The sequence below is a fragment of the Janthinobacterium sp. UMAB-56 genome (genome assembly GCF_900095265.1).
Classification (GTDB): Bacteria; Pseudomonadota; Gammaproteobacteria; order Burkholderiales; family Burkholderiaceae_D; genus Janthinobacterium.
Genome location: NZ_LT607663.1, coordinates 133,021 through 158,593 on the forward strand (window position 1 = coordinate 133,021; position 25,573 = coordinate 158,593).

Here is a 25,573-nt window from a genome sequence, read left to right on the forward strand (position 1 = left end):
GTTACTTCAACGGAGAGTACCACCATGCAAATGACGATCATTCGTGCGGGCACTGGCATGGGCCTGTGCACCTTGCTGGCGTTGGCAGCCTGCGGCAGCAACCATGCGCCGGAAGAACTGAACCAGATGCCCGCTTACCTGGGCACCATCACGCGCGCCGACTATGACGGCAAGACGAATGATTTGCTGACGGCCGGGCTGGGCAAGACGGGGCTGGCCGGGGCGGCGCCTGCGTATGCGAACGTGGAGCAGCCGACGCCTGTCGAGCTGCGCCGCAATGCGATCTACGCCAATTACCGCGCCGTGCTCGACATTGCCGCCAATAGCGGCTACGGCACCCTTTACGGACCGAATGTGGATGCGTCCGGGAACGTGGGCACGGGCGAGGGCATGGTCGCGGGCAGTGAATATATCGCCTATGCCGATGATGGCACGGGCAAGAAGAATGTCACCTTGATGGTGCAGGTGCCGGCCAGCTTCGACCCGGACCGCGCCTGTATCGTCACGGGCACCTCCAGCGGTTCGCGCGGCATCTACGGCGCCATCGGCAGCTCGGGCGAATGGGGCTTGAAGAAGGGCTGCGCCGTGGCGTATGCCGACAAGGGTTCCGGCACAGGCCTGTACGTGTTTGAAGACGACAGCGTCAATCTGCAAAACGGCGTGCGCGCGGGCAGGGTGGCCGCAGGCAAGAATGCGCTCTTCGCGCCGGACTTGAGCGATGCCGAGCGGCTGGCCTGGGCTGGCGTCAACCCGAACCGTATCGCCTTCAAGCATGCGCACTCGCAGCAGAATCCGGAGAAGGACTGGGGCAAGGTGACCTTGCAGGCGGTCGAGATGGCCTATTACGTCTTGAACGAACGCTACGGCGTGCTGGCCCGCGACGGCAGTGCGCGCATCGTGCGCCTGACGCCGAAGAACACCTTCACGCTGGCGGCGAGCATTTCCAACGGCGCCGGCTCGGCCTTGCTGGCGGCGGAACAGGATAGCAAGGGCTTGATCAGCGGCGTGGCGGCCAGCGAGCCGCAGGTCCAACCGGCCGCTTCGAGCGCCTACAGCGTGCGCCAGGGCGGTGCCGTCGTTGCCAATCCTGGGCGTGCGCTGTTTGACTACGCCACGTATGCGGCCCTGTATCAGCCATGCATCGCTTCCGTGGCAGGCAATGCGGGACGTTGCACGGCGCTGGTGGCCAAGGGCTTGTTGAACGGCGCCGATCTGGCGGCGCAGCAGGCGGACGCGAGGCAGCGCTTGCGCGCGTATGGCTGGCTGGTCGATTCTGATCCGTTGCAGGCAGCGCACGCGGGCACGAACATCCTGGTGGCCGTGACGTATGCCTATGCCTACGGAAAATTCTCCGTGACAGACAAGGTGTGCGGTTTCACGTTTGCGCAGACGGACGGCGGCGGCAATCCGATCCCGTACACCTCAGCGCAAAAGGCGGCCAGCTTTGCCACGCAAAACGGCATCCTCGGCAATGTCGTGTACGAGAACAGCGTGGGTGGCGCCAGGGTCTACACGGCCGGCGTGTCGCCTTCCAGCAGCCTGGCGGATCAGTCGCTCGATGGCTTCCTGTGTCTGCGCAGCCTGGCGACGGGACGCGACACTGTCAGCGGCGCCACCTTGCCGGGCAGCCTGGCCATGCAAAGCGTGCGCGTGCGGGCAGGCATGGCCGAGGTCGCAGCTAGCGGCAAACTGCATGGCAAGCCGGCTATCATCGTCCAGGGACGCAGCGATACCCTGATTCCCGTCAATCATGCTTCGCGCGCCTACCTGGGCTTGAACGCCGCCGTGGAAGGGGCAAATAGCAAGCTGCGCTATATTGAGGTGAGCAATGCCAACCACTTCGATTCCTTCAGCAGCGCCTTGCCGACCTTGATCGTGTCGCTACATGTGTACTTGAACCGGGCGCTCGATGCCATGTATGCGCATTTGTCAGCCCAACAGGCTTTGCCGCCATCGCAGGTGGTGCGTACGGTGACGCGCGCCGATGCGTCTACCTTGATCACGAATGTCAACCTGCCCTTGATCGCTGCGGCGCCCGCGTCCGGCAACGCCATCAGCGTGACGGGAACGGTGGTGGATATTCCCAACTAGAGGGGATCGGCAGGCAAGCCAGGGCCACGTTTCACGTGGCCTTTTTCTATTCCCACGCAGTATCGGCGATGTAGCCCAGTCCCTGGAAGACAGGCTTGGAAAACCAGTAGCCCTGCATCAGGGAAATACCGCAGCTGGCCAGGAAGTCGCGCTCGGCGCGTGTCTCGATGCCTTCGGCCAGCACGCGGATACCCAGCTCATGGCACAGGCTGGCGATGGCCCGCACGATTGCCTGGCGTGGCGCTTGCGTATCGATCCCGCGCACCAGGTCCATGTCGATCTTGATGATGTCGGGCTGGTATTCTGCCAGCAGGTTCAAGCCCGCATAGCCGGCGCCGAAATCATCGATGGCTGTCTGGAATCCGAAGAGCCGGTAGGCACGAAAAATCTCGACCAGATGGGGACGGTCCTGCACCCGCTCGCCTTCCGTCACTTCAAAGATGATTTTGTCAGTAGGGAAGTTATACAACTTGGCCGCGTCCAGGGTGCTGCGGATGCACACTTCGGGACGGTAGACGGCGTTGGGCAGGAAGTTGATCGAGAGAAAACCCTGCATGCCCAGCCGGGCGGCGCCGGCCACGGCCTTGACGCGGCAAGCCTGGTCGAAGCGGTAGCGGTTGGCGTCATTGACTTGGGCCAGCACGCTGGCCGCGCTTTCGCCGTTGGGCCCGCGCACCAGCGCCTCGTGCGCGTAGATGCTGCGCGTGGCCAGGTCGACGATGGGTTGATAGGCATACTCGAAGGAAAATGGCAGCGGCGCGCTGTCATGGCAGCCTGCACAGGCACCATGTGGAAAACTGGTGCTGTCAGGATGAATGGGGATGTCTGTAGGTGTCATGGTGGCATTGTAGTAGGGCGGGTTGGCGGGCTCAGTCTGCTGGCTCACAGTGCGGCAGCATAGATGGCGCGCGCATCGCTGCGCGTGACGGGCCGGGGATTGTTGCCCAGCAAGCGCGTCTGCAGCATGGCTTCATCGGCCAGGCGGTCCAGGTCGTTGGCCGTGATGCCGACCTCGCGCAAGGTGCGCACGATGCCCGTTGCCAAGGCAATCCCCTGCATGGCGTCGATCAGGGCCACGGCGCGCGCTTCCTCGCTGCCCGTGATGCCGGGTTGCAAGATGGCGGCCAATTGCGCGTACAGGGGCGCCGCGTGGGACAGATTGAAACGTAGCACGTGCGGTAGCACCAGCGCATTCGACAAGCCATGTGGCACGTGAAACAGCCCACCGATGGGATAGGCGAGCGCGTGCACGGCGGCCACCGGCGCATTGGCAAACGCCTGGCCGGCCAGCATGGCGCCCAGGAGCATGGCTTGTCGCGCCGGCAAATTGCTGCCATCGCGGCAAGCGGTAACCAGGTTGCTGGAGAGCAGTGCCAGCGCCTGCGTGGCCAGCATGTCGGACAAGGGATTTTTGAGCAGGCGGCTGGTATACGCTTCGATCGCATGCACCATGGCATCGATGCCGGTGGCGGCCGTCACGGCGGGTGGCAAGCCCAGGGTCAGGCTGGCGTCGAGGATGGCAAGGTCCGCATACAGTTGCGGCGCGACCACGCCCATCTTGCTGGTGGCGCCCGTGGTGACGATGGCGATGTGGGTGACTTCCGAGCCCGTGCCGGCCGTGGTCGGCAATTGCACGAGGGGCAGGCGCTGGCCGTGGACATTGCCGATGCCATACAGTTGCGCCAGTTCCTGGTGGCCTGGGGCTAGCACGGCGATCAGCTTGGCAACGTCCAGCGAGCTGCCGCCACCGAGGCCGATAATCAGTTCCACGTGAAACATCTGGGCCTGGGCTACGCCGGCCACCACGATGGCTTCGGGTGGATCCGCTTGCACGTCGGAAAACACGTGCGCTTCTATCCCCGCTGCTTGCAAGCTGTGCAGGGGGGCGTCGGCCAGTCCTGTGCGCAAGAAGCCTGCGTCGGTGACGAGCAGAGCGCGGCGCACCGTAGGGAAGTGACGGGCGATATGCGCGCCTAGTTGGGCGGCGGCGCCCGGGTCAACGATCAGGAACGGCACGGTGTGAAACTGGAAGGCGGGCATGCATACTCCTGACAGGAAGGACGTAAGCCCAGCTTACTCCGCTTTCCAACTGCGTGCCTGTTTCACGTGGAACAGTTGGCGTGTCAGGATCAAAAGGCGGACAGGATGATCGTGTTCGATGACTATGGACAGTCCTCTCAGTGGCTGGACGACAGCTTCATCAACACGATGCCGCACACGATGAGGACGGCGGCGCACACGCGCATGGTGTTGAGTTGCTCGCCCAGCAAGACGATGCCGACGATGAAAGCGCCGACGGCGCCGATGCCCGTCCAGACGGTATAGGCCGTGCCCAGGGGCAGGGTGCGCATGGCGATCGACAGCAAGCCGAAGCTGGCGATCATCATGACGATGGTCATCACGGAGGGAGTGAGTTTGGTGAAACCCTCGGAGAGTTTCATTGCGTATGCCCACACGACTTCAAGCATGCCGGCAATCAGTAACAGTATCCAGGCCATGGCGGCTCCTTATACAGAGCGGGCCGTCCCGGTGTGTGCCCATGATGGGGGAGGCCGTCCTCCTGGATGATCGTCCCGATGGACACTGGCGTGACCACGGTCGCGGACGATGCAGCAATTGTAGCAAACCTTGCCCGGCGCTGCAGCCCCGTCGCCAGCCCGGTAAGTGTTCCACGTGGAACAGAAATCACGGCTTCCTTGCCACTGCTGAGTAAAAATTAAGCAAAAATTGGCCCGTGGAAGGTTGCGCTCGCAAAAAGACTCTATAATCGGAGCTCTCTCCCGCATTTTTACTTGCACTGTTACCTATTTATCATGTTATTTCCTACAGAATTCGACGTCATCGTTGTCGGTGGTGGTCACGCCGGTACCGAGGCGGCCCTCGCTTCCGCCCGTATGGGGCAGAAGACGCTATTGCTCACGCATAATATTGAGACATTGGGCCAGATGTCGTGCAATCCCTCCATCGGTGGCATCGGCAAAGGCCACCTGGTCAAGGAGGTCGATGCCATGGGCGGCGCGATGGCGATTGCCACCGACGAGTCCGGCATCCAGTTTCGCATCCTGAACTCTTCGAAAGGCCCGGCAGTCCGCGCCACGCGCGCCCAGGCCGACCGCATTCTCTATAAAGCCGCTATCCGTACGCGCCTGGAAAACCAGCCGAATTTATGGCTGTTCCAGCAAGCCGTCGATGATTTGATCGTCGAAGGCGACCGCGTGGTTGGCGCCGTGACGCAGATCGGCTTGAAGTTCCTGGCGCGCGCCGTCGTGCTCACGGCCGGTACTTTCCTCGACGGCAAGATCCACGTGGGCTTGAATAATTACTCGGCCGGCCGCGCCGGCGACCCGCCCGCGATCTCGCTGTCCGCACGGTTAAAGGAATTAAAGCTGCCGCAAGGGCGCTTGAAAACGGGCACGCCGCCACGCATCGATGGTCGCACGATCGACTTTTCCGTGATGCAAGAGCAGCCGGGCGACCTCGATCCCGTGCCCGTGTTCTCGGTGATGGGCAACACGGCCATGCACCCGCGCCAGGTGCCGTGCTGGATCACGCACACGAATAGCCAGACGCACGACATCATCCGCGCCGGCCTCGACCGCAGCCCCATGTACACGGGCGTGATCGAGGGCGTGGGCCCACGGTATTGTCCATCCATCGAAGACAAGATCCACCGTTTCTCGGGCAAGGAATCGCACCAGATCTTCCTTGAGCCGGAAGGCTTGACGACGCACGAGTTCTATCCGAACGGCATCTCCACCAGCTTGCCGTTCGACGTGCAGATCGCCCTGGTGCAGTCGATGAAGGGCATGGAAAACGCCCACATCCTGCGCCCCGGCTATGCCATCGAATACGATTATTTCGACCCGCGCGGTTTGAAGGCCTCGCTGGAAACGAAAGCCGTGGCGGGCCTGTTCTTCGCCGGCCAGATCAACGGCACTACCGGTTACGAGGAAGCGGCCGCGCAAGGCATGCTGGCTGGCCTGAATGCGGCCCTGCTGACGCAGGACAAGGAAGCCTGGGTGCCGGGCCGCTCCGAGGCCTATCTGGGCGTGTTGGTCGATGATCTGATCACCCAGGGCGTGCAGGAGCCGTACCGCATGTTTACCAGCCGCGCCGAGTACCGTTTGAGCCTGCGCGAAGACAATGCCGACATGCGCCTGACGGAAATCGGCCGCAGCCTGGGCTGCGTGGGCGACGCCCAATGGCAAGCCTTCGAAACCAAGCGCGAAGCGGTGGCGCGCGAACTCGAACGCCTGCGTTCCACGTGGGTCAACCCGCGTATCCTGGCAGCGGCCGAGTCGGAGCGCATCGTCGGCCAGGCCATCGAGCGCGAGTATTCGCTGGCCGACTTGCTGCGCCGTCCGAACGTGGCCTACGACACCCTGATGAGCATGACGGGCATGGAAGGCCAGGCCCTGGCCGGCCCCGGCGTGGAGGATGCGGCCGTGCGCGAGCAGGTGGAAATCCAGCTCAAATATGCGGGCTACATCGAACGCCAGAGCAAGGAAATCGAGCGCCACGAACACTACGAAAACCTGGCCTTGCCGGAAGGTTTTAATTACCTCGATATCGGCGCGCTGTCCGTCGAAGTGCGACAGAAACTCGACAAGCAGCGCCCGGAAACCCTGGGCCAGGCTTCGCGCATTTCCGGCGTGACGCCGGCGGCCATTTCGCTGCTGCTCGTGCATTTGAAAAAGCGTGGTTTTGGTGCCGCGCAGACTACCACTTTAAAGGATGAGGTTGTTGAATGAAGCAGTTTGACCGGGCGCTACTTGCCCAGATTTTGAATGAAGGCATCGTCGCGCTGGGGCTGGATCTGAGTGCGGATCAGACGGAAAAACTGCTCGATTACCTGGCCTTGCTGGCCAAATGGAACAGCGTGTACAACCTGACGTCGGTGCGCGATCCCCTGCAGATGCTGACCCTGCACGTGCTCGATTCGCTGGCCGCCGTGCCCGCGTTCGCGGACGCCAAAAACGTGCTCGACGTGGGCGCCGGTGGCGGCTTGCCGGGCATGGTATTGGCCATCGCGCGGCCCGATATCAAGGTGTCGATGATCGACACAGTGCATAAAAAGACGGCATTCCTGACGCAAGTGAAGGCCGAACTGGGCCTGGCCAACGTCAGCGTGTACACGAAACGGGTGGAACAGCTGGAAGTGCAACAGAAATTCGACGTGATCACCTCGCGCGCCTTTGCCGACCTGTCCGACTTCGTCAACTGGTCGAACCACGTGCTGGCCGAGGGCGGTCAATTCATCGCCTTGAAAGGGGTGGCGCCGCCAGACGAGCGCGAGCGACTGCCGGCAGACTGGAAAGTGACGAAATTACGGGCTATTCAGGTACCAGGGCTAAATGCAGAGCGTCATCTGGTCTTTATAGCAAGAGTTTAAAGGCTGTCAAATTAAATTGTATAAATCATATAAATAGTTTATACGGTATAAACGATATAAACCGTATAAACGATTTATATCGTATAAATGAAATAAACAGTATAAATCGTTTCGGCCTGATGCCGGGGCGCACGATGCAGTTTGCATCTCTTTACAACTAGAAGATACATGGCCAAAATTTTTTGTGTAGCAAATCAAAAAGGTGGTGTTGGTAAAACCACAACGAGCGTCAACCTCTCCGCCGGTCTGGCCAAGTTGAACCAGCGCGTGCTGCTGGTCGACCTCGACCCGCAGGGCAATGCGACCATGGGTGCCGGCATCAACAAGGCCGGCTTGAAAGCGTCGACCTATGAAGTGATGCTGGGCGAGTCCGATGTCAAAACGGCACGCCAGCGCTCGGAAGCGGGACGCTTCGATGTCTTGCCGTCGAACCGCGAGCTGGCCGGCGCCGAAGTGGAGATGGTCGAGCTCGACAACCGCGAACGCCGCCTGAAGGATGCGCTGGCCGAAGTCGACGGCGAATACGACTTCATCCTCGTAGATTGCCCACCGGCATTGTCGATGCTGACACTGAACGGCCTGTGCGCCGCGCATGGCGTGATCATCCCGATGCAATGCGAGTACTACGCGCTGGAAGGCTTGTCCGACCTGGTCAACACCATCAAGAAGGTGCACGCCAACCTGAACCCGGACTTGAAGATCATTGGCCTGTTGCGCGTGATGTTTGATCCACGCATGACATTATCGCAACAAGTGTCGGCCCAGCTGGAGCAGCACTTCGGCGACAAGGTCTTCAATACCATCATCCCACGCAATGTGCGCCTGGCCGAAGCGCCATCGTACGGCTTGCCCGGCGTGACCTTCGACCCCAGCTCGAAAGGTGCCCAGGCCTACATCGCCTTCGGCGCCGAGATGGTCGAACGTATCAAACATATGTAAACAAAGGGTGAGCGACTCCCAAGGAATGATGTGAGCGCTTACTCTGAAAACACGATTAGGACAGCATGGCTACGAAAAAATTAAAAGGACTGGGTCGCGGACTCGACGCCCTGTTGGGTGGCGGCGGCGACTTTGCCAGCCCGGACACGCATCAACCGTCGAACTTGCCCGTTTCACAAATGCAAGCCGGCAAATACCAGCCGCGTACGCGCATGGACGAGGGGGCCTTGAATGAACTAGCCGCCTCGATCAAGGCGCAAGGACTGATGCAGCCTATCCTGGTGCGTCCGATCGGGCAAGATACCCTGAGCGGACTGGTCAAATATGAAATCATCGCCGGTGAACGCCGTTTCCGCGCTTCGCAACTGGCCGGCCTGACGGAAGTGCCGGTGCTGGTGCGCGACGTGGACGACCTGGCCGCCGCCGCCATGGCACTGATCGAGAACATCCAGCGCGAAGACCTCAACCCGCTGGAAGAAGCGCAGGGCATCCACCGCCTGATCGCGGACTTCAATTTTACGCATGAGCAAGCGGCCACTGCGCTGGGACGCTCGCGCAGCGCCGTGTCGAACCTGCTGCGCCTGATGAACCTGGCCAGCCCCGTGCAAACCATGCTGATGGCCGGCGATATCGACATGGGCCATGCGCGCGCGCTGCTGGCCGTCGATGCGGCCAGCCAGATCACCCTGGCCAACCAGGTCGTGGCCAAGCGCTTGTCGGTGCGCGAAACGGAAAAGCTCGTCACCCGCACGGTCGAGGAAGCGGCCAACCCGGTCGAGCCGCGGCAAAAGGAAAAGTCCGGCGACATCGCCCGCCTGGAAGAAGAGTTGTCCGATGCGCTGGCCACGCCCGTGGTGTTCAAGATGGGCAACAAAGGCCGTGGCCAATTAGTGATCGATTTTGCCGATCTTGACGTGCTCGATGGCTTGTTGACACGCTTGCGTGGTTAAATAGCAAGTTGCAAAGACAGGGGCGATGCTCGTGTGGACAAGCTGGCCATGCTTTCCAGATGCACCACGTGATTCCTTGATAACACGGCTGGAAGCGGCCAGACAAGCGACTTTGCCATATAGTGGTGCAAATGGCGGCGAATAGTCGGTAAAGCGTCAGTTTCACGCCGCAATCGCCCTGCTGCGGTGCAGCAACGTTTGACTCTATAGATCAAAGCCAACTATAATCCCGTGTCTTTGCGTGTGTAGATTTTTCTGGGAACCTGGCAATTGAGTGATTCACAACAAAGTATTGCCAAACCCGTCTACAAAGTAGTTGCCTTGCAGCTAGCAATCGTGATCAGCTTTGCCACAGTCACCCTGTTTTTCGGTGGTAGTGTCAGAGGCTGGTCCGCCGCATGCGGCGGTGCGATCGCCGTCGCCGGCAGTCTGGCGTATGCCTTGCTGGTGGTTCGCGGTAGTAGCGACGCCAAAAAGGCTTTTCGCGCGCACTTGCGTGCGGAAATGGTGAAAATATTTATTACAGCGGTGCTGTTTATATTGGCACTGGTGTTGTTTCAGTCGGCCGCCTGGTTATGGCTGATCTTGGGTTTCGCGGTGGCAACCTTAGCATACTGGTTTTCATTGCTCGCTGTTTAATCATTGGTTTTGGGGCCTGTTGTGCTCTGAAACGACAAATCTAAATTCATTATGACCACAGAACACGCTATTGAAGCGGGCCATGCTGCCCCGGCCAACGCCACAGAATACATCAGCCACCATTTGGCCCACTTGAAAAGCGCCGATGGCGCCTTCAACCTGGACACATTCTGGGTGTCTGCCATCATGGGCTTTGTTTTCCTTGCCGTTTTCTACATGGCTTCGCGCCGCGCGACGGCCGGTGTTCCTGGCAAACTGCAAAATTTCGTCGAAATGGTCATGGAAATGGTCAATGAGACTATTAATGGGGCCTTCCACGCAAAAAGCAAGATCATCGCGCCGCTGGCCATCACGATTTTCGTGTGGGTCTGGTTGTTGAACGCAATGGACTTCTTGCCGGTTGACCTGCTGCCGACAGTGTTGAGCTGGTTTGGCGTGCACAAGCTGCGCGTAGTGCCAACCGCCGACGTGAACCATACTTTTGCGATGTCGTTCTCGGTCGTTCTGTGCATTATCGCGTTTTCCGTCAAGGCCAAGGGCCTGGGCGGCTGGATCAAGGAATTGTTTACCGCGCCTTTCCATGCAAGTGGCATCATCGGCACGATCTTGTTGGCACCAGTTAATTTCTTGCTGCAAATGGTTGAGTTGGTTGCAAAACTGATCTCCCTGTCGCTGCGACTGTTCGGCAATATGTATGCCGGCGAGCTGATTTTCATCTTGATCGCGTTGTTGCCTTGGTGGGCACAGTGGGCGTTGGGTGGTCCATGGGCAATTTTCCATATCTTGATTGTAACTTTGCAAGCTTTTGTGTTTATGGCGTTGACGGTTGTGTATCTGAGCCTTGCGGTTGAGAAACATTAATCATTAACTTTATATTTTGTTTTTTTAGTATCTTTCGTTTTTAAATTTAGGAGAATTTTATGCAAGCTCTGATCGCACAAGTACAAAGCATGACCGTTCTGGCAGCAGCAATCATCATCGGCCTGGCCGCAATCGGCACCGCTCTGGGCTTCGCTATTTTGGGTGGCAAATTCCTGGAAGCTTCGGCACGTCAACCAGAACTGATGCCACAACTGCAAACCAAACTGTTCGTTATCGCTGGTCTGCTGGATGCTATCTCGATGATCGGCGTTGGTATCGCTCTGCTGTACACGTTCGCTAACCCGTTCCTGTCCGCTCTGACGGCTGTTGCTCAGTAATTCGCTCCAACCCTAGGAGAAACTTTTAGTTAGGAGCAAAGGTATGGACATCAATATGTCGCTCATCGGCCAGATGATCACCTTCGCGGTGTTGGTCTGGTTCTCGATGAAGTTCGTATTTCCAGCGCTGAACAATGCGCTGGATGAGCGTGCCAAACGAATCGCGGATGGATTGGCTGCGGCCGATCAAGGTCAGGCTTCGATGGCTGTCGCTGAAAAGCGTGCGCAAGAGGCATTGAACAGTGCACGTGAAGAAGCGTCGCAACGCGTTGCGGACGCTGAAAAGCGCGCGCAGCTGGTTGCTGAAGAGATCAAGCAAAATGCACAAGCTGAAGCTGCGCGTATCATTGCGCAAGCCCAGTCGGACGCCGAACAGCAACTGTCGAAAGCACGCGAACAATTGCGCGCTCAGGTGGCTGACCTGGCTGTCAAGGGTGCCGAGCAGATCTTGAAGCGTGAAGTTAACGCTACGGCTCACGCCGAAATGTTGCAGCGTCTTGCTGTCGAGCTGTAATCATGGCAGAACTCGCAACCGTCGCCCGTCCCTACGCGGAAGCTTTGTTCCGCGTAGCCCAAGCTGGTAAGGAGTCAAGCAACCTCGCGGCGTGGTCCGAACTGGTGTCCGAACTGGCACAGATCGGTAGCCACCCCGAGGTACAGGCGTACGCGCGCAATCCGAAAGTTTCGGAAAGCGACGTCGCCGCCACCATCCTGTCGTTGTTGAAATCGCCGCTCAATGAAGAAGTGAAAAACTTCGTCACCTTGTTGATCGAAAATGGCCGCATCAGCCTGCTGCCGGAAATCGGCGCGCAATTCCATACCTTGAAAAATGGTCTGGAAGGTGCGGCTGACGCCGAGATCACGAGCGCTTTCGATCTGAGCGAAGGCCAAACGGCCGAGCTGGTCGCAACGCTGGAAAAGAAATTCAGTCGTAAGCTCAACCCTGCCGTCACAGTGGATCCATCGCTGCTCGGCGGCGTGCGCGTGGTTGTTGGCGACCAAGTGCTCGACACCTCGGTGCGCGCCAAGCTGCAGCAACTGCACGCTGCACTGGTGTCGTAAGACACGCGCTTCGGCAGGCCAGCTTAGACAGACCCTTACCCCTCGCGCAAGCTGAGAGAAACACTTTTAGGAGTTAGTATGCAACTCAACCCATCTGAAATCAGCGAGTTGATCAAGAGCCGGATCCAAGGTCTTGACGGCGGCGCTGAAGTGCGTAATCAAGGCACGGTTATTTCCGTCGCCGACGGTATCTGCCGCATCCACGGTTTGTCGGACGTGATGCAAGGCGAGATGCTGGAATTCCCAGGCAACACGTTTGGCCTGGCAATGAATCTGGAACGCGACTCCGTCGGTTCCGTGATTCTGGGTGCCTACGAGCACATCTCCGAAGGCGACACGGTGAAATGCACCGGCCGCATTCTGGAAGTGCCAGTCGGTCCTGAGCTGCTCGGCCGCGTTGTCAACGCGCTGGGTCAGCCAATCGACGGCAAAGGCGCCATCGACACGAAACTGACGGCCGCGATTGAAAAAATCGCTCCGGGCGTGATCGCCCGTGAGTCCGTTTCGCAACCAATGCAAACCGGCTTGAAGTCGATCGATGCGATGGTTCCAGTTGGCCGCGGCCAGCGCGAACTGATCATCGGCGACCGTCAAACCGGTAAGTCGGCTGTAGCGATTGATGCGATCATCAATCAAAAAGGCCAGGGCATGAAATGTATCTACGTCGCGATTGGCCAAAAAGCCTCGTCGATCAAGAACATCGTGCGCTCGCTGGAACAGCACGGCGCGATGGAATACACCATCGTTGTCGCCGCTTCCGCTTCGGAATCGGCCGCCATGCAATATATCTCGCCGTACTCCGGTTGCGCCATGGGCGAATACTTCCGTGACCGCGGTGAAGATGCACTGATCGTCTACGATGATCTGTCCAAACAAGCTGTTGCATATCGTCAAATCTCGCTGCTGCTGCGCCGTCCACCAGGTCGCGAAGCGTACCCAGGCGACGTGTTCTACCTGCACAGCCGCCTGCTGGAACGCGCAGCACGCGTGAACGCCGACTACGTCGAGAAGTTCACCGACGGCGCCGTCAAAGGCAAGACCGGTTCCCTGACAGCACTGCCGATCATTGAAACGCAAGCTGGCGACGTGTCCGCCTTCGTTCCGACCAACGTGATTTCGATTACCGACGGTCAGATCTTCCTGGAAACCTCGCTGTTCAACGCCGGTATCCGTCCTGCAATTAACGCCGGTATTTCCGTATCGCGCGTCGGTGGCGCCGCCCAGACCAAGGTCATCAAAAACCTGTCCGGCGGTATCCGTACCGACTTGGCGCAGTACCGTGAATTGGCCGCGTTTGCGCAGTTCGCGTCCGACCTGGATGAATCGACCCGCAAGCAGCTGGACCGTGGTGCCCGCGTGACGGAATTGCTCAAGCAAGCCCAGTACTCGCCACTGTCGATCTCGCTGATGGCCGTATCGCTGTTCTCGGTGAACAAAGGCTTCATGGACGACGTGCCAGTCAAGCAAGTGCTGTCGTTCGAAGCTGGTGTCCACGCTTACATGAAGACCAAGCAAGCTGCTCTGCTGGCCAAGATCGAAGAAACCAAGCAACTCGACAAAGACAGCGAAGCAACTCTGTCGGCGGCCATTGCTGATTTCAAGAAATCCGGCGCATATTAAGCGGCCAGGCGGCGCCCGCCTCGAGTGAGGCGCCGCCCTACGCGCAGAAGGAGTAAGGACTCATGGCATCAAGCAAAGAGATACGAGGCAAGATCAAGAGCGTAGAGAATACGAAGAAGATCACCAAGGCGATGGAAATGGTCGCCGCGTCCAAAATGCGCAAGGCGCAAGACCGGATGCGGGCCGCCCGTCCCTACAGTGACAAGATTCGGAATATCGCCGCCAATCTGGCGACCGCCAATCCGGAATACACGCACCCGTTCCTGGCAGTTGCCCAGGGTACGCAAGCGAAGGCAGTGGGTTTCATCGTTGTCACGACCGACAAGGGTCTGTGCGGCGGCATGAACACCAACATCCTGCGCCAGGTGACGTCGAAGTCGCGCGAGCTGGAAGCAGCTGGCAACCGGATTGAAGCAGTTGCCATCGGTAACAAGGGTTTGGGTTTTTTGAATCGCATCGGCGTCAAGATCATCGCGCACGCCATTCAAACCGGTGATACGCCCCACCTGGACAAATTGATCGGACCCGTCAAGGTCATGCTCGAAGAGTTCCAGGCAGGCAAGATCGATGCAGTCTACCTGTGCTACACCAAATTCATCAACACGATGAAACAGGAACCAGTCGTGGAGCAATTGCTGCCCCTGACGGCCGACAAGATGGTCGCCGACAAGGGCGCCCACAAGTGGGATTACATCTACGAGCCGGATGCGCAAAGCGTGATCGACGAATTGCTGGAGCGCTATGTAGAAGCGCTGGTGTACCAGGCAGTCGCGGAGAATCTGGCGTCCGAGCAATCGGCACGGATGGTCGCGATGAAAGCTGCAAGCGACAACGCGGGTAGTGTGATCGGCGAACTGAAGCTGATCTACAACAAGACCCGCCAAGCTGCGATTACCAAAGAACTCTCCGAAATCGTCGCCGGTGCGGCTGCGGTTTAAACGAATTTAACTATATTGAAGGAACGAACATGGCTGATGGCAAAATCGTTCAGTGTATCGGCGCTGTGGTGGACGTTGAGTTTCCCCGCAACGCGATGCCTAAGGTATTTGATGCCTTGAAGATGGCAGGCTCGGAACTGACCCTGGAAGTACAACAGCAGTTGGGCGACGGCATTGTCCGTACCATTGCACTCGGCTCGTCCGATGGCCTGCGTCGCGGCATGATGATTCAAAATACCGGCAAACCTATCATGGTGCCAGTCGGTAAAGCAACCCTGGGTCGCATCATGGACGTGCTGGGTAACCCGATTGACGAATGCGGCCCAGTGTCGCACGAGCAAGTCGCGTCGATCCACCGCACCGCTCCTGCATACGACGAACTGTCGCCATCGCAAGAACTGCTGGAAACCGGCATCAAGGTGATCGACCTGGTTTGCCCGTTTGCAAAAGGCGGTAAAGTTGGTCTGTTCGGCGGCGCTGGCGTAGGCAAGACCGTCAACATGATGGAACTGATTAACAACATCGCTAAAGCGCACAGCGGCGTGTCCGTGTTCGCCGGTGTGGGTGAGCGTACGCGCGAAGGTAACGACTTCTACCACGAGATGGCTGACGCGAAAGTGGTCGATCTGGAAAATCCAGAGAACTCCAAAGTTGCGATGGTCTACGGTCAGATGAATGAACCGCCAGGTAACCGTCTGCGCGTTGCGCTGACCGGCCTGACGATCGCTGAATCGTTCCGTGATGAAGGCAAGGACGTTCTGTTCTTCGTCGACAACATCTACCGCTTTACGCTGGCTGGTACCGAAGTATCGGCACTGCTGGGCCGTATGCCGTCGGCTGTGGGTTACCAACCGACCCTGGCTGAAGAAATGGGCCGTCTGCAAGAGCGTATCACGTCGACCAAGACCGGTTCGATCACCTCGATCCAGGCCGTCTACGTTCCTGCCGATGATTACACCGATCCGTCGCCTGCTACCACGTTTGCTCACTTGGATTCGACCGTTGCGCTGTCGCGTGACATCGCTTCCCTGGGTATCTACCCAGCCGTGGACCCACTGGATTCGACCTCGCGTCAGCTGGACCCGTTGATCGTTGGTCAAGAGCACTATGACACCGCGCGTGCCGTGCAAACGACCCTGCAACGCTACAAGGAATTGCGCGACATTATCGCGATTCTGGGTATGGACGAGCTGGCACCGGAAGACAAACTGCTGGTCGCCCGTGCACGTAAGATGCAGCGTTTCCTGTCGCAGCCTTTCCACGTCGCTGAAGTCTTTACCGGCGCGCCTGGTAAATACGTTTCGCTCAAAGACACGATCAAGGGCTTCAAAATGATCGCTTCGGGCGAACTCGATCACCTGCCGGAACAAGCGTTCTACATGGTCGGCACGATCGAAGAAGCAATCGAAAAAGCCAAGAAACTTAACTAAGTTAAGTCTGGGCCTAACCCCGCCCCTTACAAGGCGGGGTTCTTCAACCCGATAGGACACACATGGCACACACAATTCACGTTGACGTGGTTTCCGCTGAAGAACTGATTTTTTCAGGCGAAGCAGAATTCGTCGCGTTGCCGGGTGAACAGGGCGAGCTGGGTATCTACCCACGCCACACGCCTTTGATTACCCGCATCCGTCCGGGCGCGGTCCGCATCAAGGTAGTCGGCCAGGCTGAAGAAGAGTTCGTCTTCGTCGCCGGCGGCCTGCTGGAAGTGCAACCGGATACCGTGACCGTCCTGGCCGATACCGCGATCCGCGGTCACGACCTGGATGAAGCGAAAGCGCTGGAAGCGAAGAAGTTGGCGGAAGAAAATATCCACAACAAGGATTCGGGCATCGACTACGCGCAAGCGCAAGCCGAGCTGGCCAGCGCGATTGCGCAGCTGGCAGCGATCCAGAAGCTGCGCAAGCATTAATCTGCGCGCACGCAGCAAGACAAAAGGCAGCCTGCGGGCTGCCTTTTTTTTCAGCAAAACTAACTGCAGTCTAAATTAACGGCGCTTGTCCTTGCCCCTTTCCAGCCCCGCCTTCAATATCGTTTTCCACTTGGCACGCGCGGCGATGCGCTCGAGCGGCGTCACTTCGATGCGCTGGGCGTCGCGCAGCAGCTTGTGATAGTTGCGCAGGCGGTCCGCATCGATGGCGCCGCGCACCTGGCAACCGGGTTCGCTGGTGTGCCGGCAATCGCGGAACTTGCATGTCGAGGCGAGTGCCGCGATGTCGTCAAAGGTGGCCGCCAGGGTGTCCGCATCGGCATCCGCGCGCCAGCTGCGCAGGCCCGGCGTATCGATGATGCAGGCGCCGCTGGAGCACAGGTGCAAGGAACGCGCCGTCGTCGTGTGCCGGCCGCGTCCATCGCCATGGCGCACGCCGTTGGTCGGTTGATCCGCCGCGCACAGGGTATTGGTCAGGCTGGACTTGCCGGCGCCCGATGAGCCGAGCAGCACCAGGGTCTGCCCTGCGCCCAGCCAGGGCTCCAGGATGGCCACGTCATAGGCATGGCGCGTATCGACGGCAAACAGCGGCACGTGCCGCGGCAGGCGCAGTTTCAGCTGGGTCAGCTTGCCGCCCACGTCGTCGGCCACGTCGGCCTTGCTCAGCACCACCACGGGGCTGACCTGGCTTGCCAGCACGATGGCCAGGTAACGCTCCAGGCGGCGCGGGTTGAAGTCCGCGTCCAGTCCCATCACCAGCAGTGCCGTATCGACATTGCTGGCGAGTACCTGGCGCCGGCCGTCATTGCCGCGCCGGGCGATCTGCGTGGCCGGGGATAAGTGCGCCCTTATCCACAGGGTGCCGTGAAGATCGTGTTCGGCGGCGATCCAGTCGCCGACCGTGAGGATGTTATCCAGCGCCAGCAGTTCGTGCAGCAGAGGCGGCATGATCTGTGCCTGGTGTTCCAGGATGCCGTCGTGCACGAGGATGCTGTCGCGGTGGACGGCGCTCACGCGCATCAGCTGCGCAGCAGGGGAGAGGGTGTCGAGTTGGGTGGCTGCGCCGGCGATAGCCTGCTGCAGCCCGATAAGGCGTAGTTGCGCAAAATCGAATGCGATCATGGTAGCGTGATTCCAAATTCTGTCGTCCGCGTGCGGACGTGTAGCCTGCGCGTGCAGGCACCGCCAGTCGCTATGACTGGCACGAAAGAAGGGGAATGTCGGCTACGCAATCACGCGTATGAAGAAAAACCTGGCCCGGCCAGGTTCAGGGCAGGACAGTGATCAGGCAGCCGACAGCACGGCAGTATCCGAATGGCGCATGTTGTCTACTCCTGTTGTGTGATGTAAAACGCCAGTGTGCCAGCGGCGTGCGCCGGCGTCAACCTCAGCTGCACATGCCGTAGGCGCTGCGCTCGGGAAAATAGCGGTACGTAAAGGTGCGCACCGGGTAGCGCTTGCCGCCGACGAGCATGTCGGGCATCGATAGATCGAAACGCTGCGGCAGCTGGCGCGGCAGTTGCAGGCGCAAGCGCCATTGGGTTTCCTTGCTGCTGCCGACGGCGGCAAACATGATGGGCAGCTGCTCGATGACGTCGACGATCTCTGCCTTCTGATTCATGCCGCGCTGGTAAATGGTGAGTATCTTGGCTGCCGCGAAGGGCGGCTTTTTCGGTTCTTCCAGCAGGAACGACAGGCGCGTGAAACTGGCTTGCGTACCGACCGGCAAGGTAAAGATCAGCGCCAGTTCAGTGCCGCCTTCCTTCAGGGTGACAGGCGGCGTGGCGTAAATGCTGATACCGCGCGGCAGCGCGAAACGCGAACCTTCCGTCCACGTCTTGCACTCGGGCGTGGTGGCCTGGTACAGGCTGGGCGCCGTGTAGTCGTCGCAGGCGGAAACCAGCAGCAGCAGGGGCAAGGCAAGGAGGGCGGAACGGCGCATGGGAGTCACGGTTTGGGGGATCAGGCGACAGTGTAAGCGATCCCCACGCGATCCACCAGCGACGCTAGGAATGCTGGGGCGGCGCGCGGCGCACGGATTGCAACTGGCAATGCACCGCCTGCAGGGCATCCTTGACGATGTCGAGCGCCAACTGCGGCCGCGCCGCGCCGCACATGAAGATGTCAATGGCGGCAAAGCCGCATTCCGGCCAGGTGTGGATGGAAATGTGCGATTCGGCCAGCAGCACCACGCCCGTGACGCCCAGGCCGGCGCCAAAGCTGTGGAAATGGCTGTGCAGCACCTGCGCGCCAGCCATGATGGCCGCGTCGCGCAGCAGGTGCTCGAGCGCCGCGCTATCGCGCAGGCGTTCCGGCGCGATGCCGGACAGGTCGGCCAGCAGATGGGTGCCCAGGGGCAGATGCGCTGTGGATGCCATGCTTATTTGTGGCTGCCGCCGCTGGAGCCGCCGCCATAGCTGCCGCCGCCGCTGCCCGTGCGCGAACTCCAGCTGCTGCCGCCGCTGCTGCCAGCCACCTTGAACATGCGCACCCAGTTGGCGGCCGTGACGGAAAACGTCACCATCAGGGCATAGATCACGTATTTACTCATGGGGGATTCTTTGCATTCTTGTCGAGAAAAACGGCCGGCAGGAACAGCGCCAGGCAGCCCAGCAAACTCCACATCAAGGTGCTGGAGAACGAGACGAACATCGGGATCGCATTCAAGACCAGCACGATGACGATGAAGACCTTGGCAATGCCACAGTGACTCAGCTGGATATTCTGTGTCTTGGCACCGCCATGGAAGGCGGTGCCGAACCAGGCGGCCATCTGGTCATAGGCGACGGGCACGGAGCGCGACCAGGTCATTTCTTCGCCAGTGATTTCCGCCGCCAGTTTTGTTTGTCCCTGCTCGAATTCATAGACGCGCGTGCTGTCGCCGACGGCCACCTTCCAGTTGAAGGCGCCTGCCGCGTACACGACCTGCGAGCCGTAGTCATACAGTTTGCGGTAGGTGGCGCCATCGAGCGTGCAGCGCTCGGCATCCATGGATGGCCAGGTGGGCCAGTTCGGCAGCACGTTGGAGCGGGACCAGCCGTCGTCCGTCTCCACCAGCCAGAAGAAACCGGCGCGCGCGTTATACAGCAGGTATTCATTCCATTCGCTGCCTTCATCGTCGGCGCGGCGCAGCATGCCGATGACCGTGAAATCCACATTGCTGATCTTCGCGCTGGCGCCCAGTTCCAATGTGATGTCGGCGTTGTCGTGCACCTGCTTGCCGATGGCCAGCACCTGCGCTTCCGGGCCGCTGGCGTCGAGCTGCGCGTGGCAGGCGGGACACACCAGCTGCGCCGCCGCGCCGGGCACATAGCCGATGCCGCTGCCGCAGGATGGGCAATCGAGTGCATCGACCTTGCCGCGGTACTTGCCGGCACTCTTGGCGATGGCGTCGTCGTCGCGCAGCAGCTGGCATTTCAAACTGTCCAGGGTGACGGCGACGCCACGGTAGACGACGGGCTGCGGACCGTCCGTGTAGTCGAGCGTGACAAAGCTGGCGTAGTTGCGCAAGTCCGCCACCTGGATGCGCCAGCCGGCGCCCACCTTGAAGGGCAATTCTCCCTGGCCGGCGATGCATTCGGCGGTGCGGATCTCGGCCGCCGTGTAGGGCTCGCCGCAGATCGTATAGCGCTTGCCCGGCGCCAGCGCGTCAAAGACGGGCAGGGCGTCTTGCGTGCTGCGCTCGCGCGTCAGGGTGTACAGGCCGGACGAATCGCCCAGCCACGCCGTGCTGGCGTCGTCGAACAGCAGATACCACTCGTTCCACGTGCCGGCGCTATAGCGCTGCTGGATGCGGCCGACGACGGTGAAGTGCAGGCCGTCGTGCACGCCTGCCGTGCCGATCTGGATCGGTGTATAGTCTTCCAGGACGGCCGACATCTTGCCCACTTCCTTGACGGAATCGGCGTCCTTGAGGATGGTGCTGTGGCAGTACTCGCACACGGCGAGCACGGAAGCGTGCGAGCGGAAACGCACTTCCGCGCCGCAGCTGGGACAGGAAACAGTTTGCATGCAGTCGCGCTTAACCGATCAGTTTTTTCAGCAGTTCAGCCTTGGCGCCGTCGTAGTCGGCTGGCGAAATGAGGCCCTTGTCGAGCAAGCCCTTGAGTTTTTCCAGGCGCGCCTCGATCGGTTCTTCCACGGGAGCCGGCGGCGCCGCAGGCGGTGCGGCCGGGACAGGTGCCGGCTGCTGTAGCGCTCCGCCCATGCTTTGCGCCATCACCTGGCCTATCGACAGCCCGGCACCGAGACCGGCGCCGATGCCGGCCATGCCGCCTTCGTTCTGCGCCGCCAGCGGGATCGCGTTGGCCACCTGGAATTTCGTATAGCCGCTCATCTTGTCGGCGCCCAGGCCGCCCTTCATGCCGGCGGAAATGCGCTCGTCTAGCGCCGCCTGCAATTGCTCGGGCAGGCTGATGCTGGCCACGTTGAATTCATCGAGGCCCACGCCATAGCGGGCGAAGGCCTGCGCCAGGCCATCCTTGACTTCCTGCGCCATCAGCGCCTGGTTGGCGGCCATGTCGAGGAAGGGGACATTTGCGCCACCCAGCGAACTGGCCATGCTCGACATCAAAATGCCGCGCAATTGATCTTCCACCTCGTCGCGCGTGTAGACTTCGCGCGTGCCGCTGATCTCGGTAAAGAAGGTGCGGGCGTCGGCGATGCGGTACGAGTACATGCCGAAGGCGCGCACGCGGATCATGTCGAAATCCTTGTCGCGGATGGTGATCGGCTGCGGCGTGCCCCACTTGCGGCCAGTCTGCACGCGGGTGCTGAAGTAGTACACGTCCGACTTGAAGGGCGAGTCGAACAGCTTGTCCCAGTTTTTCAGGTTGGTCAGCAAGGGCAAGGTCTGCGTCGTCAGCTTGTGCGTGCCGGGACCGAAGACGTCGGCGATCTTGCCTTCATTGACGAAGACGGCGACCTGCGATTCGCGCACATTCAGGATGGCGCCGTTCTGGATTTCGAAATCCTGCATGGGAAAACGCCAGGCCAGCACGCCTTCCGTCTCTTCGTTCCATTGCAGTACGTCGATAAACTGCTTCTTGATAAAGCTGCCGAGGCTCATGATGGATATCCTTGAATAAGATAAAGCGGTGTCAGGAAATGCAGGCGGCGTTGATGGCGCCGATCGACAGGGAAATGGCGGCCAGCAAGCCGCCGAAGGCGCTGTTGTTCGATTCGATCTGGTCCTTCGACATGCGCAGCAATCGCGTGGTGACTACATAGGCGAGCAATTGCACCACCATGGCGCCGAAGGCCCAGGCGAAGAATTGCTGGTAGTCGGCCGTGTGCATCAGGGACGAGGCGATCGTGGCGGAAAAGCCCAGCAGCGCGCCGCCCAGCGACAGGGCCGCCGCCTGGTTGCCCTGGCGGATCAGCAGTACTTCGTCATACGGCGTGACGCGCGTGTAGATGATAAAAAAGGCAATCAGCAGCGTGGCGGCCAGTATAAGATGGATCAGATAGTTTAGGATGGCGGGCACGGCTTTCCTCGCAATGAGTATTTGATAACGTCAACGCATATTAGAACAAAAAAAAGGCCCATGAACAAAAAAATTCTGATCCTGTCCGTCTTCGTGGTCGCCTCCTGCGGCCTTGCGTATGAGCTGATCGCCGGCGCCATGTCCAGCTACCTGCTCGGCGACTCCATCCTGCAGTTTTCCACCATCATCGGCTGCTATCTGTTTGCCATGGGCGTAGGCGCTCACTTTTCAAAATATGTAAACGATGACGACGTGCTCTCGCGCTTCGTCGACATCGAACTGGCCGTGGGCCTGATCGGTGGCCTGTCGGCCGCCATCCTGTTCATGACCTTTTCCTGGATGGCCGCGCCATTTCGCACCCTATTGTATGTGATGGTGTTCCTGATCGGTGCCCTGGTCGGCATGGAAGTGCCGCTGGTGATGCGCGCCTTGAACTCGCGCCAGACGGAATTTTCTGAGCTGGTCAGTCGCGTGCTCACCTTCGATTACCTGGGCGCGCTGGCCGTCTCCCTGCTGTTTCCGCTGGTGCTGTCGCCGTACCTGGGACTGGTGCGCACGGGTTTCCTGTTCGGCATGCTCAACGTGGGCGTGGGCCTGTGGACGATTTACGTGTTCCGCGCGGAGCTGAAGAACCTCACGGGACGCTTGCTGCGGGCCTGCGCCGTGATGCTGCTGCTGATCGCCGGCTTTGCCATGTCGGACCGCATGGTGGCCTGGGGCGAACACGGCCTGTTCGGCGACCAGATCGTGTATTCCACCACCACGCCTTACCAGCGCCTGGTGATCACCCGCTGGAAGGACGATACGCGTTTGTACATCAACGGTAATTTGCAGTTTTCCTCGCGCGACGAGTACCGCTACCACGAGGCGCTGGTGCACCCGGTGCTCGAGGCCTTGCCCTGGGCGCGCCGCGTGCTGGTGCTGGGCGGCGGCGATGGCCTGGCACTGCGCGAAATCCTGCGTTATCCACAGATCGAACACGTCACCGTGGTCGACCTCGACCCGGCCATGACGGCCGCATTCACCACGCGCCCGGAGCTGGCAAAGCTGAATAACAATTCGTTCTCGGACAAACGCGTCACCGTCGTCAATGCCGACGCCGCCGTCTGGCTGCGCAATAACGGCGACATGTTCGACGCTGCCATCGTCGATTTCCCCGATCCGTCCAGTTTCGCGCTCGGTAAACTGTACTCGGTGCCCTTCTACGATCTGGTGAAAAAGCACCTGGCGGCCAAGGGTTTGATGGTAGTGCAGTCGACGTCGCCGTTCTTTGCCCCGCACGCCTACTGGACCATCAATGCGACCCTGCGCGAAGTGGGCATGCGCACCTGGCCCTACCACGCCTATGTGCCCTCGTTCGGCGAATGGGGCTTTATTCTGGCCTCGCCACAGCTCGACTACAAACCGCCCACCAGCTACCGCCTGCCCATGCGCTACCTGAATGCCGACACCACGCGCGAGATGTTCATCTTCCCGCCCGACATGCAGCCCTTGCCGATGGCGCCGAATCGCTTGAATACGCAGTCGCTCGTGCATGAATTCGAGCAGGACTGGAACCGGGTGATCCGCTGATGCAGCGCCGCTCCTTCATGTTGTGGGCCGCCGGCGGCACGGCAGCGGCAGCCGCTGGCATCGGCAGCATCGCCGCGTATCTGCGCTGGCAGGAAATCACGCCCAAGGTGTTGTATCCGGGCCGCAGCGAGGGACACTATTTGCGCAGTGTGCTGCGCGAGCGCAAGGCGCTGCCGCCACCTTCACGCACTTTGAGCACCGACGTGGCCATCCTCGGTTCGGGTATTGCCGGCCTGACGGCCGCCTGGCGGCTCAAGAAGCTGGGGCACAAGGACTTCCTCATGATCGATGGCCCACAGCCGTATGGCAACGCGGCCGGCGGGCATTTCGGCGACCTGGCCTATCCCACGGGTGGCCACTATTTGCCGCTGCCTTCGCCCGAGTCCACGCACGTGCGCGAGATCCTGTTCGATCTGGGGATTATCCAGCGCGATCCGCAGGCGGAAAAGCCCACTTACGACGAGCGCTTCATCCTGCATGCGCCGGAAGAGCGACTGCTGTTCAACGGCAAGTGGCAGGATGGCTTCATCCCCACCGAAGGCGTGCCGCCTGCGGAACTGGCGCAGCACGAGCGCTTCTTTGCCGAGGTGCGGCGCCTGCGCCAGGCGCGTGGCAACGATGGCAAGCGCATCTTCGTTTTCCCCACCATCGAGTCTTCGCAAGACCCGGCCTGGCAGGCGCTCGACGCCATCACCTTGAAACAGTGGATGGAGCGCGAAGGTTATACCTCGCCCACCTTGCATTGGTATCTGAACTACTGCTGCCGCGACGACTATGGCACGCGCTATGACCAGGTCTCGGCCTGGGCCGGCCTGCATTACTATTGCAGCCGTTGGGGACAGGCCGCCAACGCGGGCAACGGCGCCTGGCTGACCTGGCCGGGCGGCATGCAGCCCGTGGCCACGGCCATGGAGCAGGCATCCCAAGTCCAGCGCCATGCGGGCACGGTGGTCTCGCTCACGACGACGGCCAACGGCATCGAGGCGCTGTGTCTGGAGCTGGCCGATGGCCAGCCGCGCACCTACCTGGTCAAGGCACGCAAGGCCATCTGCGCCATGCCGCTGCATGTGGCGGCGCGCGTGGTAAACAATATCGCCGACTATGGTTTTGACGCCAAACGCCATACCCCCGCGTATGCGCCATGGATGGTGGCCAACTTCCTGCTCAAGCGCTTTCCCGATGAACTGCCGCATGCGCCCCTGTGCTGGGATAACGTGGTGTACCAGGAACCGGGCCTCGGCTATGTGGTCTCGACCCACCAGGATATCCGCGTGCGTCCGCCCGAGAAAACCGTTTTCAGTGCCTATGTGGCCCTGTCCGACCGCACGCCGCAGGCAGCCCGCAAATGGCTCGACACGGCGACGCCTGAGGATCTGCTGGCGCTGGCCAGCGTCGACCTGAAAACGGCGTATGGACGCGATTTTGCCCGCTGCGTCGAGCGCGTCGACATCACCGTGCGCGGCCACGCCATGGCAGCTCCCTTGCCGGGATTTCGCAGCAACGCGGGCTTGAAGGCACTGCGCGAGCATGACGGTGCGATCCTGTTCGCGCATGCCGACCTGTCGGGCTTTTCCGTGTTCGAGGAAGCGGCGTGGTGGGGGGATCGGGCGGCACGGCTGGCCGCTAACGTCTGACATAAGCTACTGCGCGTCGCAATTTGTGGCCTGCGATGCTCACTGTGCTAAAGCACAGCTGCGCTTCTCAGCCACAACTTGCTGCCGCTCGCTACGCTTTTGTCCGACGTTATATATAAAA

The 25,573-nt window shown here is 60.3% G+C and carries 26 protein-coding genes; 16 read left to right on the forward strand and 10 right to left on the reverse strand.

Going from position 1 to position 25,573, the window contains the following annotated elements:
- Positions 1 to 24: 24 nt before the first annotated feature.
- Positions 25 to 2,091, forward strand: coding sequence for a D-(-)-3-hydroxybutyrate oligomer hydrolase (locus tag K0F85_RS20840; protein ID WP_219117851.1), 2,067 nt, complete (start codon positions 25 to 27; stop codon positions 2,089 to 2,091).
- A gap of 46 nt (positions 2,092 to 2,137) precedes the next feature.
- On the opposite strand, the gene K0F85_RS20845 is transcribed toward K0F85_RS20840, so the two are convergent.
- From K0F85_RS20845 to sugE, 3 genes are all read right to left on the reverse strand, one after another.
- Positions 2,138 to 2,929 (reverse strand): EAL domain-containing protein, encoded by a 792-nt coding sequence (locus K0F85_RS20845; RefSeq protein WP_219117852.1) that lies wholly within the window; start codon positions 2,927 to 2,929, stop codon positions 2,138 to 2,140.
- A 44-nt stretch (positions 2,930 to 2,973) separates the two neighbouring features.
- On the reverse strand, positions 2,974 to 4,131 hold the full coding sequence (locus tag K0F85_RS20850) for an iron-containing alcohol dehydrogenase (protein ID WP_219117853.1): 1,158 nt from the start codon (positions 4,129 to 4,131) through the stop codon (positions 2,974 to 2,976).
- Positions 4,132 to 4,268: 137 nt separating this feature from the next.
- Entirely contained in the window at positions 4,269 to 4,589 is a 321-nt protein-coding gene (gene sugE / locus K0F85_RS20855; protein WP_219117854.1) for a quaternary ammonium compound efflux SMR transporter SugE, read from the reverse strand.
- A 315-nt stretch (positions 4,590 to 4,904) separates the two neighbouring features.
- On the opposite strand from sugE, the gene mnmG reads away from it, so the two are divergent.
- The 13 genes from mnmG to K0F85_RS20920 all read left to right on the forward strand — a co-directional run bounded on the left by mnmG (position 4,905) and on the right by K0F85_RS20920 (position 16,742).
- Complete coding sequence (gene mnmG / locus K0F85_RS20860; RefSeq protein WP_219117855.1) at positions 4,905 to 6,842, forward strand: tRNA uridine-5-carboxymethylaminomethyl(34) synthesis enzyme MnmG; 1,938 nt, start codon at positions 4,905 to 4,907, stop codon at positions 6,840 to 6,842.
- Entirely contained in the window at positions 6,839 to 7,483 is a 645-nt protein-coding gene (rsmG, locus tag K0F85_RS20865) for a 16S rRNA (guanine(527)-N(7))-methyltransferase RsmG (RefSeq protein WP_219117856.1), read from the forward strand. Before mnmG ends, rsmG begins: the two co-directional genes overlap by 4 nt.
- Positions 7,484 to 7,651: 168 nt before the next feature.
- Positions 7,652 to 8,422, forward strand: a complete 771-nt coding sequence (locus tag K0F85_RS20870; protein WP_034752687.1) for a ParA family protein — start codon at positions 7,652 to 7,654, stop codon at positions 8,420 to 8,422.
- Positions 8,423 to 8,487: 65 nt separating this feature from the next.
- A complete protein-coding gene (locus tag K0F85_RS20875; protein WP_219117857.1) occupies positions 8,488 to 9,372 on the forward strand; it encodes a ParB/RepB/Spo0J family partition protein in 885 nt (294 codons plus the stop codon).
- A gap of 270 nt (positions 9,373 to 9,642) precedes the next feature.
- Positions 9,643 to 10,011 carry an ATP synthase subunit I gene (locus tag K0F85_RS20880; RefSeq protein WP_096232948.1) on the forward strand — a complete coding sequence of 123 codons (369 nt, stop codon included), beginning with the start codon at positions 9,643 to 9,645 and terminating at the stop codon, positions 10,009 to 10,011.
- Between the two features lie 51 nt (positions 10,012 to 10,062).
- On the forward strand, positions 10,063 to 10,872 hold the full coding sequence (gene atpB / locus K0F85_RS20885) for a F0F1 ATP synthase subunit A (protein WP_219117858.1): 810 nt from the start codon (positions 10,063 to 10,065) through the stop codon (positions 10,870 to 10,872).
- A gap of 59 nt (positions 10,873 to 10,931) precedes the next feature.
- Positions 10,932 to 11,210 carry a F0F1 ATP synthase subunit C gene (gene atpE, locus K0F85_RS20890; RefSeq protein WP_071080009.1) on the forward strand — a complete coding sequence of 93 codons (279 nt, stop codon included), beginning with the start codon at positions 10,932 to 10,934 and terminating at the stop codon, positions 11,208 to 11,210.
- A 43-nt stretch (positions 11,211 to 11,253) separates the two neighbouring features.
- On the forward strand, positions 11,254 to 11,724 hold the full coding sequence (locus K0F85_RS20895; protein WP_034752697.1) for a F0F1 ATP synthase subunit B: 471 nt from the start codon (positions 11,254 to 11,256) through the stop codon (positions 11,722 to 11,724).
- A gap of 2 nt (positions 11,725 to 11,726) precedes the next feature.
- Positions 11,727 to 12,272: a F0F1 ATP synthase subunit delta gene (locus K0F85_RS20900; RefSeq protein ID WP_010393786.1), complete on the forward strand. Its 546-nt coding sequence runs from the start codon at positions 11,727 to 11,729 to the stop codon at positions 12,270 to 12,272.
- A 78-nt stretch (positions 12,273 to 12,350) separates the two neighbouring features.
- Positions 12,351 to 13,892, forward strand: a complete 1,542-nt coding sequence (gene atpA, locus K0F85_RS20905; RefSeq protein WP_077398373.1) for a F0F1 ATP synthase subunit alpha — start codon at positions 12,351 to 12,353, stop codon at positions 13,890 to 13,892.
- A gap of 62 nt (positions 13,893 to 13,954) precedes the next feature.
- Entirely contained in the window at positions 13,955 to 14,830 is an 876-nt protein-coding gene (gene atpG / locus K0F85_RS20910; RefSeq protein WP_219117859.1) for a F0F1 ATP synthase subunit gamma, read from the forward strand.
- A gap of 29 nt (positions 14,831 to 14,859) precedes the next feature.
- On the forward strand, positions 14,860 to 16,260 hold the full coding sequence (gene atpD, locus K0F85_RS20915; protein ID WP_010393778.1) for a F0F1 ATP synthase subunit beta: 1,401 nt from the start codon (positions 14,860 to 14,862) through the stop codon (positions 16,258 to 16,260).
- Between the two features lie 62 nt (positions 16,261 to 16,322).
- Positions 16,323 to 16,742, forward strand: a complete 420-nt coding sequence (locus K0F85_RS20920) for a F0F1 ATP synthase subunit epsilon (protein WP_065307860.1) — start codon at positions 16,323 to 16,325, stop codon at positions 16,740 to 16,742.
- Between the two features lie 75 nt (positions 16,743 to 16,817).
- Here K0F85_RS20920 and rsgA read toward each other — a convergent pair whose 3' ends face one another.
- From rsgA to K0F85_RS20955, 7 genes are all read right to left on the reverse strand, one after another.
- Positions 16,818 to 17,882 (reverse strand): ribosome small subunit-dependent GTPase A, encoded by a 1,065-nt coding sequence (rsgA, locus tag K0F85_RS20925; protein ID WP_219117860.1) that lies wholly within the window; start codon positions 17,880 to 17,882, stop codon positions 16,818 to 16,820.
- A 265-nt stretch (positions 17,883 to 18,147) separates the two neighbouring features.
- Positions 18,148 to 18,702, reverse strand: coding sequence for a hypothetical protein (locus tag K0F85_RS20930; protein ID WP_219117861.1), 555 nt, complete (start codon positions 18,700 to 18,702; stop codon positions 18,148 to 18,150).
- A 64-nt stretch (positions 18,703 to 18,766) separates the two neighbouring features.
- On the reverse strand, positions 18,767 to 19,138 hold the full coding sequence (speD, locus tag K0F85_RS20935; protein WP_219117862.1) for an adenosylmethionine decarboxylase: 372 nt from the start codon (positions 19,136 to 19,138) through the stop codon (positions 18,767 to 18,769).
- 2 nt (positions 19,139 to 19,140) lie between these two features.
- Positions 19,141 to 19,311, reverse strand: a complete 171-nt coding sequence (locus tag K0F85_RS20940; protein WP_219117863.1) for a hypothetical protein — start codon at positions 19,309 to 19,311, stop codon at positions 19,141 to 19,143.
- Positions 19,308 to 20,771, reverse strand: coding sequence for a DUF4178 domain-containing protein (locus K0F85_RS20945; RefSeq protein ID WP_219117864.1), 1,464 nt, complete (start codon positions 20,769 to 20,771; stop codon positions 19,308 to 19,310). Before K0F85_RS20945 ends, K0F85_RS20940 begins: the two co-directional genes overlap by 4 nt.
- 10 nt (positions 20,772 to 20,781) lie before the next feature.
- Positions 20,782 to 21,828, reverse strand: a complete 1,047-nt coding sequence (locus K0F85_RS20950; RefSeq protein WP_219117865.1) for an SPFH domain-containing protein — start codon at positions 21,826 to 21,828, stop codon at positions 20,782 to 20,784.
- Positions 21,829 to 21,859: 31 nt separating this feature from the next.
- Complete coding sequence (locus tag K0F85_RS20955; RefSeq protein WP_219117866.1) at positions 21,860 to 22,246, reverse strand: DUF350 domain-containing protein; 387 nt, start codon at positions 22,244 to 22,246, stop codon at positions 21,860 to 21,862.
- 60 nt (positions 22,247 to 22,306) lie between these two features.
- On the opposite strand from K0F85_RS20955, the gene K0F85_RS20960 reads away from it, so the two are divergent.
- Both K0F85_RS20960 and K0F85_RS20965 read left to right on the forward strand, forming a co-directional pair.
- Positions 22,307 to 23,818: a polyamine aminopropyltransferase gene (locus K0F85_RS20960; protein WP_219117867.1), complete on the forward strand. Its 1,512-nt coding sequence runs from the start codon at positions 22,307 to 22,309 to the stop codon at positions 23,816 to 23,818.
- Positions 23,818 to 25,452: an NAD(P)/FAD-dependent oxidoreductase gene (locus tag K0F85_RS20965; protein WP_219117868.1), complete on the forward strand. Its 1,635-nt coding sequence runs from the start codon at positions 23,818 to 23,820 to the stop codon at positions 25,450 to 25,452. The genes K0F85_RS20960 and K0F85_RS20965 overlap by 1 nt, the downstream gene beginning before the upstream one ends.
- Positions 25,453 to 25,573: the final 121 nt, after the last annotated feature.

Coding starts and splice junctions, on each gene's coding strand:
- K0F85_RS20840 (WP_219117851.1), top strand. CDS start 25: ATGCAAATGACGATCATTCGTGCGGGCACTGGCATGGGCCTGTGCACC.
- K0F85_RS20845 (WP_219117852.1), bottom strand. CDS start 2,929: ATGACACCTACAGACATCCCCATTCATCCTGACAGCACCAGTTTTCCA.
- K0F85_RS20850 (WP_219117853.1), bottom strand. CDS start 4,131: ATGCCCGCCTTCCAGTTTCACACCGTGCCGTTCCTGATCGTTGACCCG.
- sugE (WP_219117854.1), bottom strand. CDS start 4,589: ATGGCCTGGATACTGTTACTGATTGCCGGCATGCTTGAAGTCGTGTGG.
- mnmG (WP_219117855.1), top strand. CDS start 4,905: ATGTTATTTCCTACAGAATTCGACGTCATCGTTGTCGGTGGTGGTCAC.
- rsmG (WP_219117856.1), top strand. CDS start 6,839: ATGAAGCAGTTTGACCGGGCGCTACTTGCCCAGATTTTGAATGAAGGC.
- K0F85_RS20870 (WP_034752687.1), top strand. CDS start 7,652: ATGGCCAAAATTTTTTGTGTAGCAAATCAAAAAGGTGGTGTTGGTAAA.
- K0F85_RS20875 (WP_219117857.1), top strand. CDS start 8,488: ATGGCTACGAAAAAATTAAAAGGACTGGGTCGCGGACTCGACGCCCTG.
- atpB (WP_219117858.1), top strand. CDS start 10,063: ATGACCACAGAACACGCTATTGAAGCGGGCCATGCTGCCCCGGCCAAC.
- atpE (WP_071080009.1), top strand. CDS start 10,932: ATGCAAGCTCTGATCGCACAAGTACAAAGCATGACCGTTCTGGCAGCA.
- K0F85_RS20895 (WP_034752697.1), top strand. CDS start 11,254: ATGGACATCAATATGTCGCTCATCGGCCAGATGATCACCTTCGCGGTG.
- K0F85_RS20900 (WP_010393786.1), top strand. CDS start 11,727: ATGGCAGAACTCGCAACCGTCGCCCGTCCCTACGCGGAAGCTTTGTTC.
- atpA (WP_077398373.1), top strand. CDS start 12,351: ATGCAACTCAACCCATCTGAAATCAGCGAGTTGATCAAGAGCCGGATC.
- atpG (WP_219117859.1), top strand. CDS start 13,955: ATGGCATCAAGCAAAGAGATACGAGGCAAGATCAAGAGCGTAGAGAAT.
- atpD (WP_010393778.1), top strand. CDS start 14,860: ATGGCTGATGGCAAAATCGTTCAGTGTATCGGCGCTGTGGTGGACGTT.
- K0F85_RS20920 (WP_065307860.1), top strand. CDS start 16,323: ATGGCACACACAATTCACGTTGACGTGGTTTCCGCTGAAGAACTGATT.
- rsgA (WP_219117860.1), bottom strand. CDS start 17,882: ATGATCGCATTCGATTTTGCGCAACTACGCCTTATCGGGCTGCAGCAG.
- K0F85_RS20930 (WP_219117861.1), bottom strand. CDS start 18,702: ATGCGCCGTTCCGCCCTCCTTGCCTTGCCCCTGCTGCTGCTGGTTTCC.
- speD (WP_219117862.1), bottom strand. CDS start 19,138: ATGGCATCCACAGCGCATCTGCCCCTGGGCACCCATCTGCTGGCCGAC.
- K0F85_RS20940 (WP_219117863.1), bottom strand. CDS start 19,311: ATGAGTAAATACGTGATCTATGCCCTGATGGTGACGTTTTCCGTCACG.
- K0F85_RS20945 (WP_219117864.1), bottom strand. CDS start 20,771: ATGCAAACTGTTTCCTGTCCCAGCTGCGGCGCGGAAGTGCGTTTCCGC.
- K0F85_RS20950 (WP_219117865.1), bottom strand. CDS start 21,828: ATGAGCCTCGGCAGCTTTATCAAGAAGCAGTTTATCGACGTACTGCAA.
- K0F85_RS20960 (WP_219117867.1), top strand. CDS start 22,307: ATGAACAAAAAAATTCTGATCCTGTCCGTCTTCGTGGTCGCCTCCTGC.
- K0F85_RS20965 (WP_219117868.1), top strand. CDS start 23,818: ATGCAGCGCCGCTCCTTCATGTTGTGGGCCGCCGGCGGCACGGCAGCG.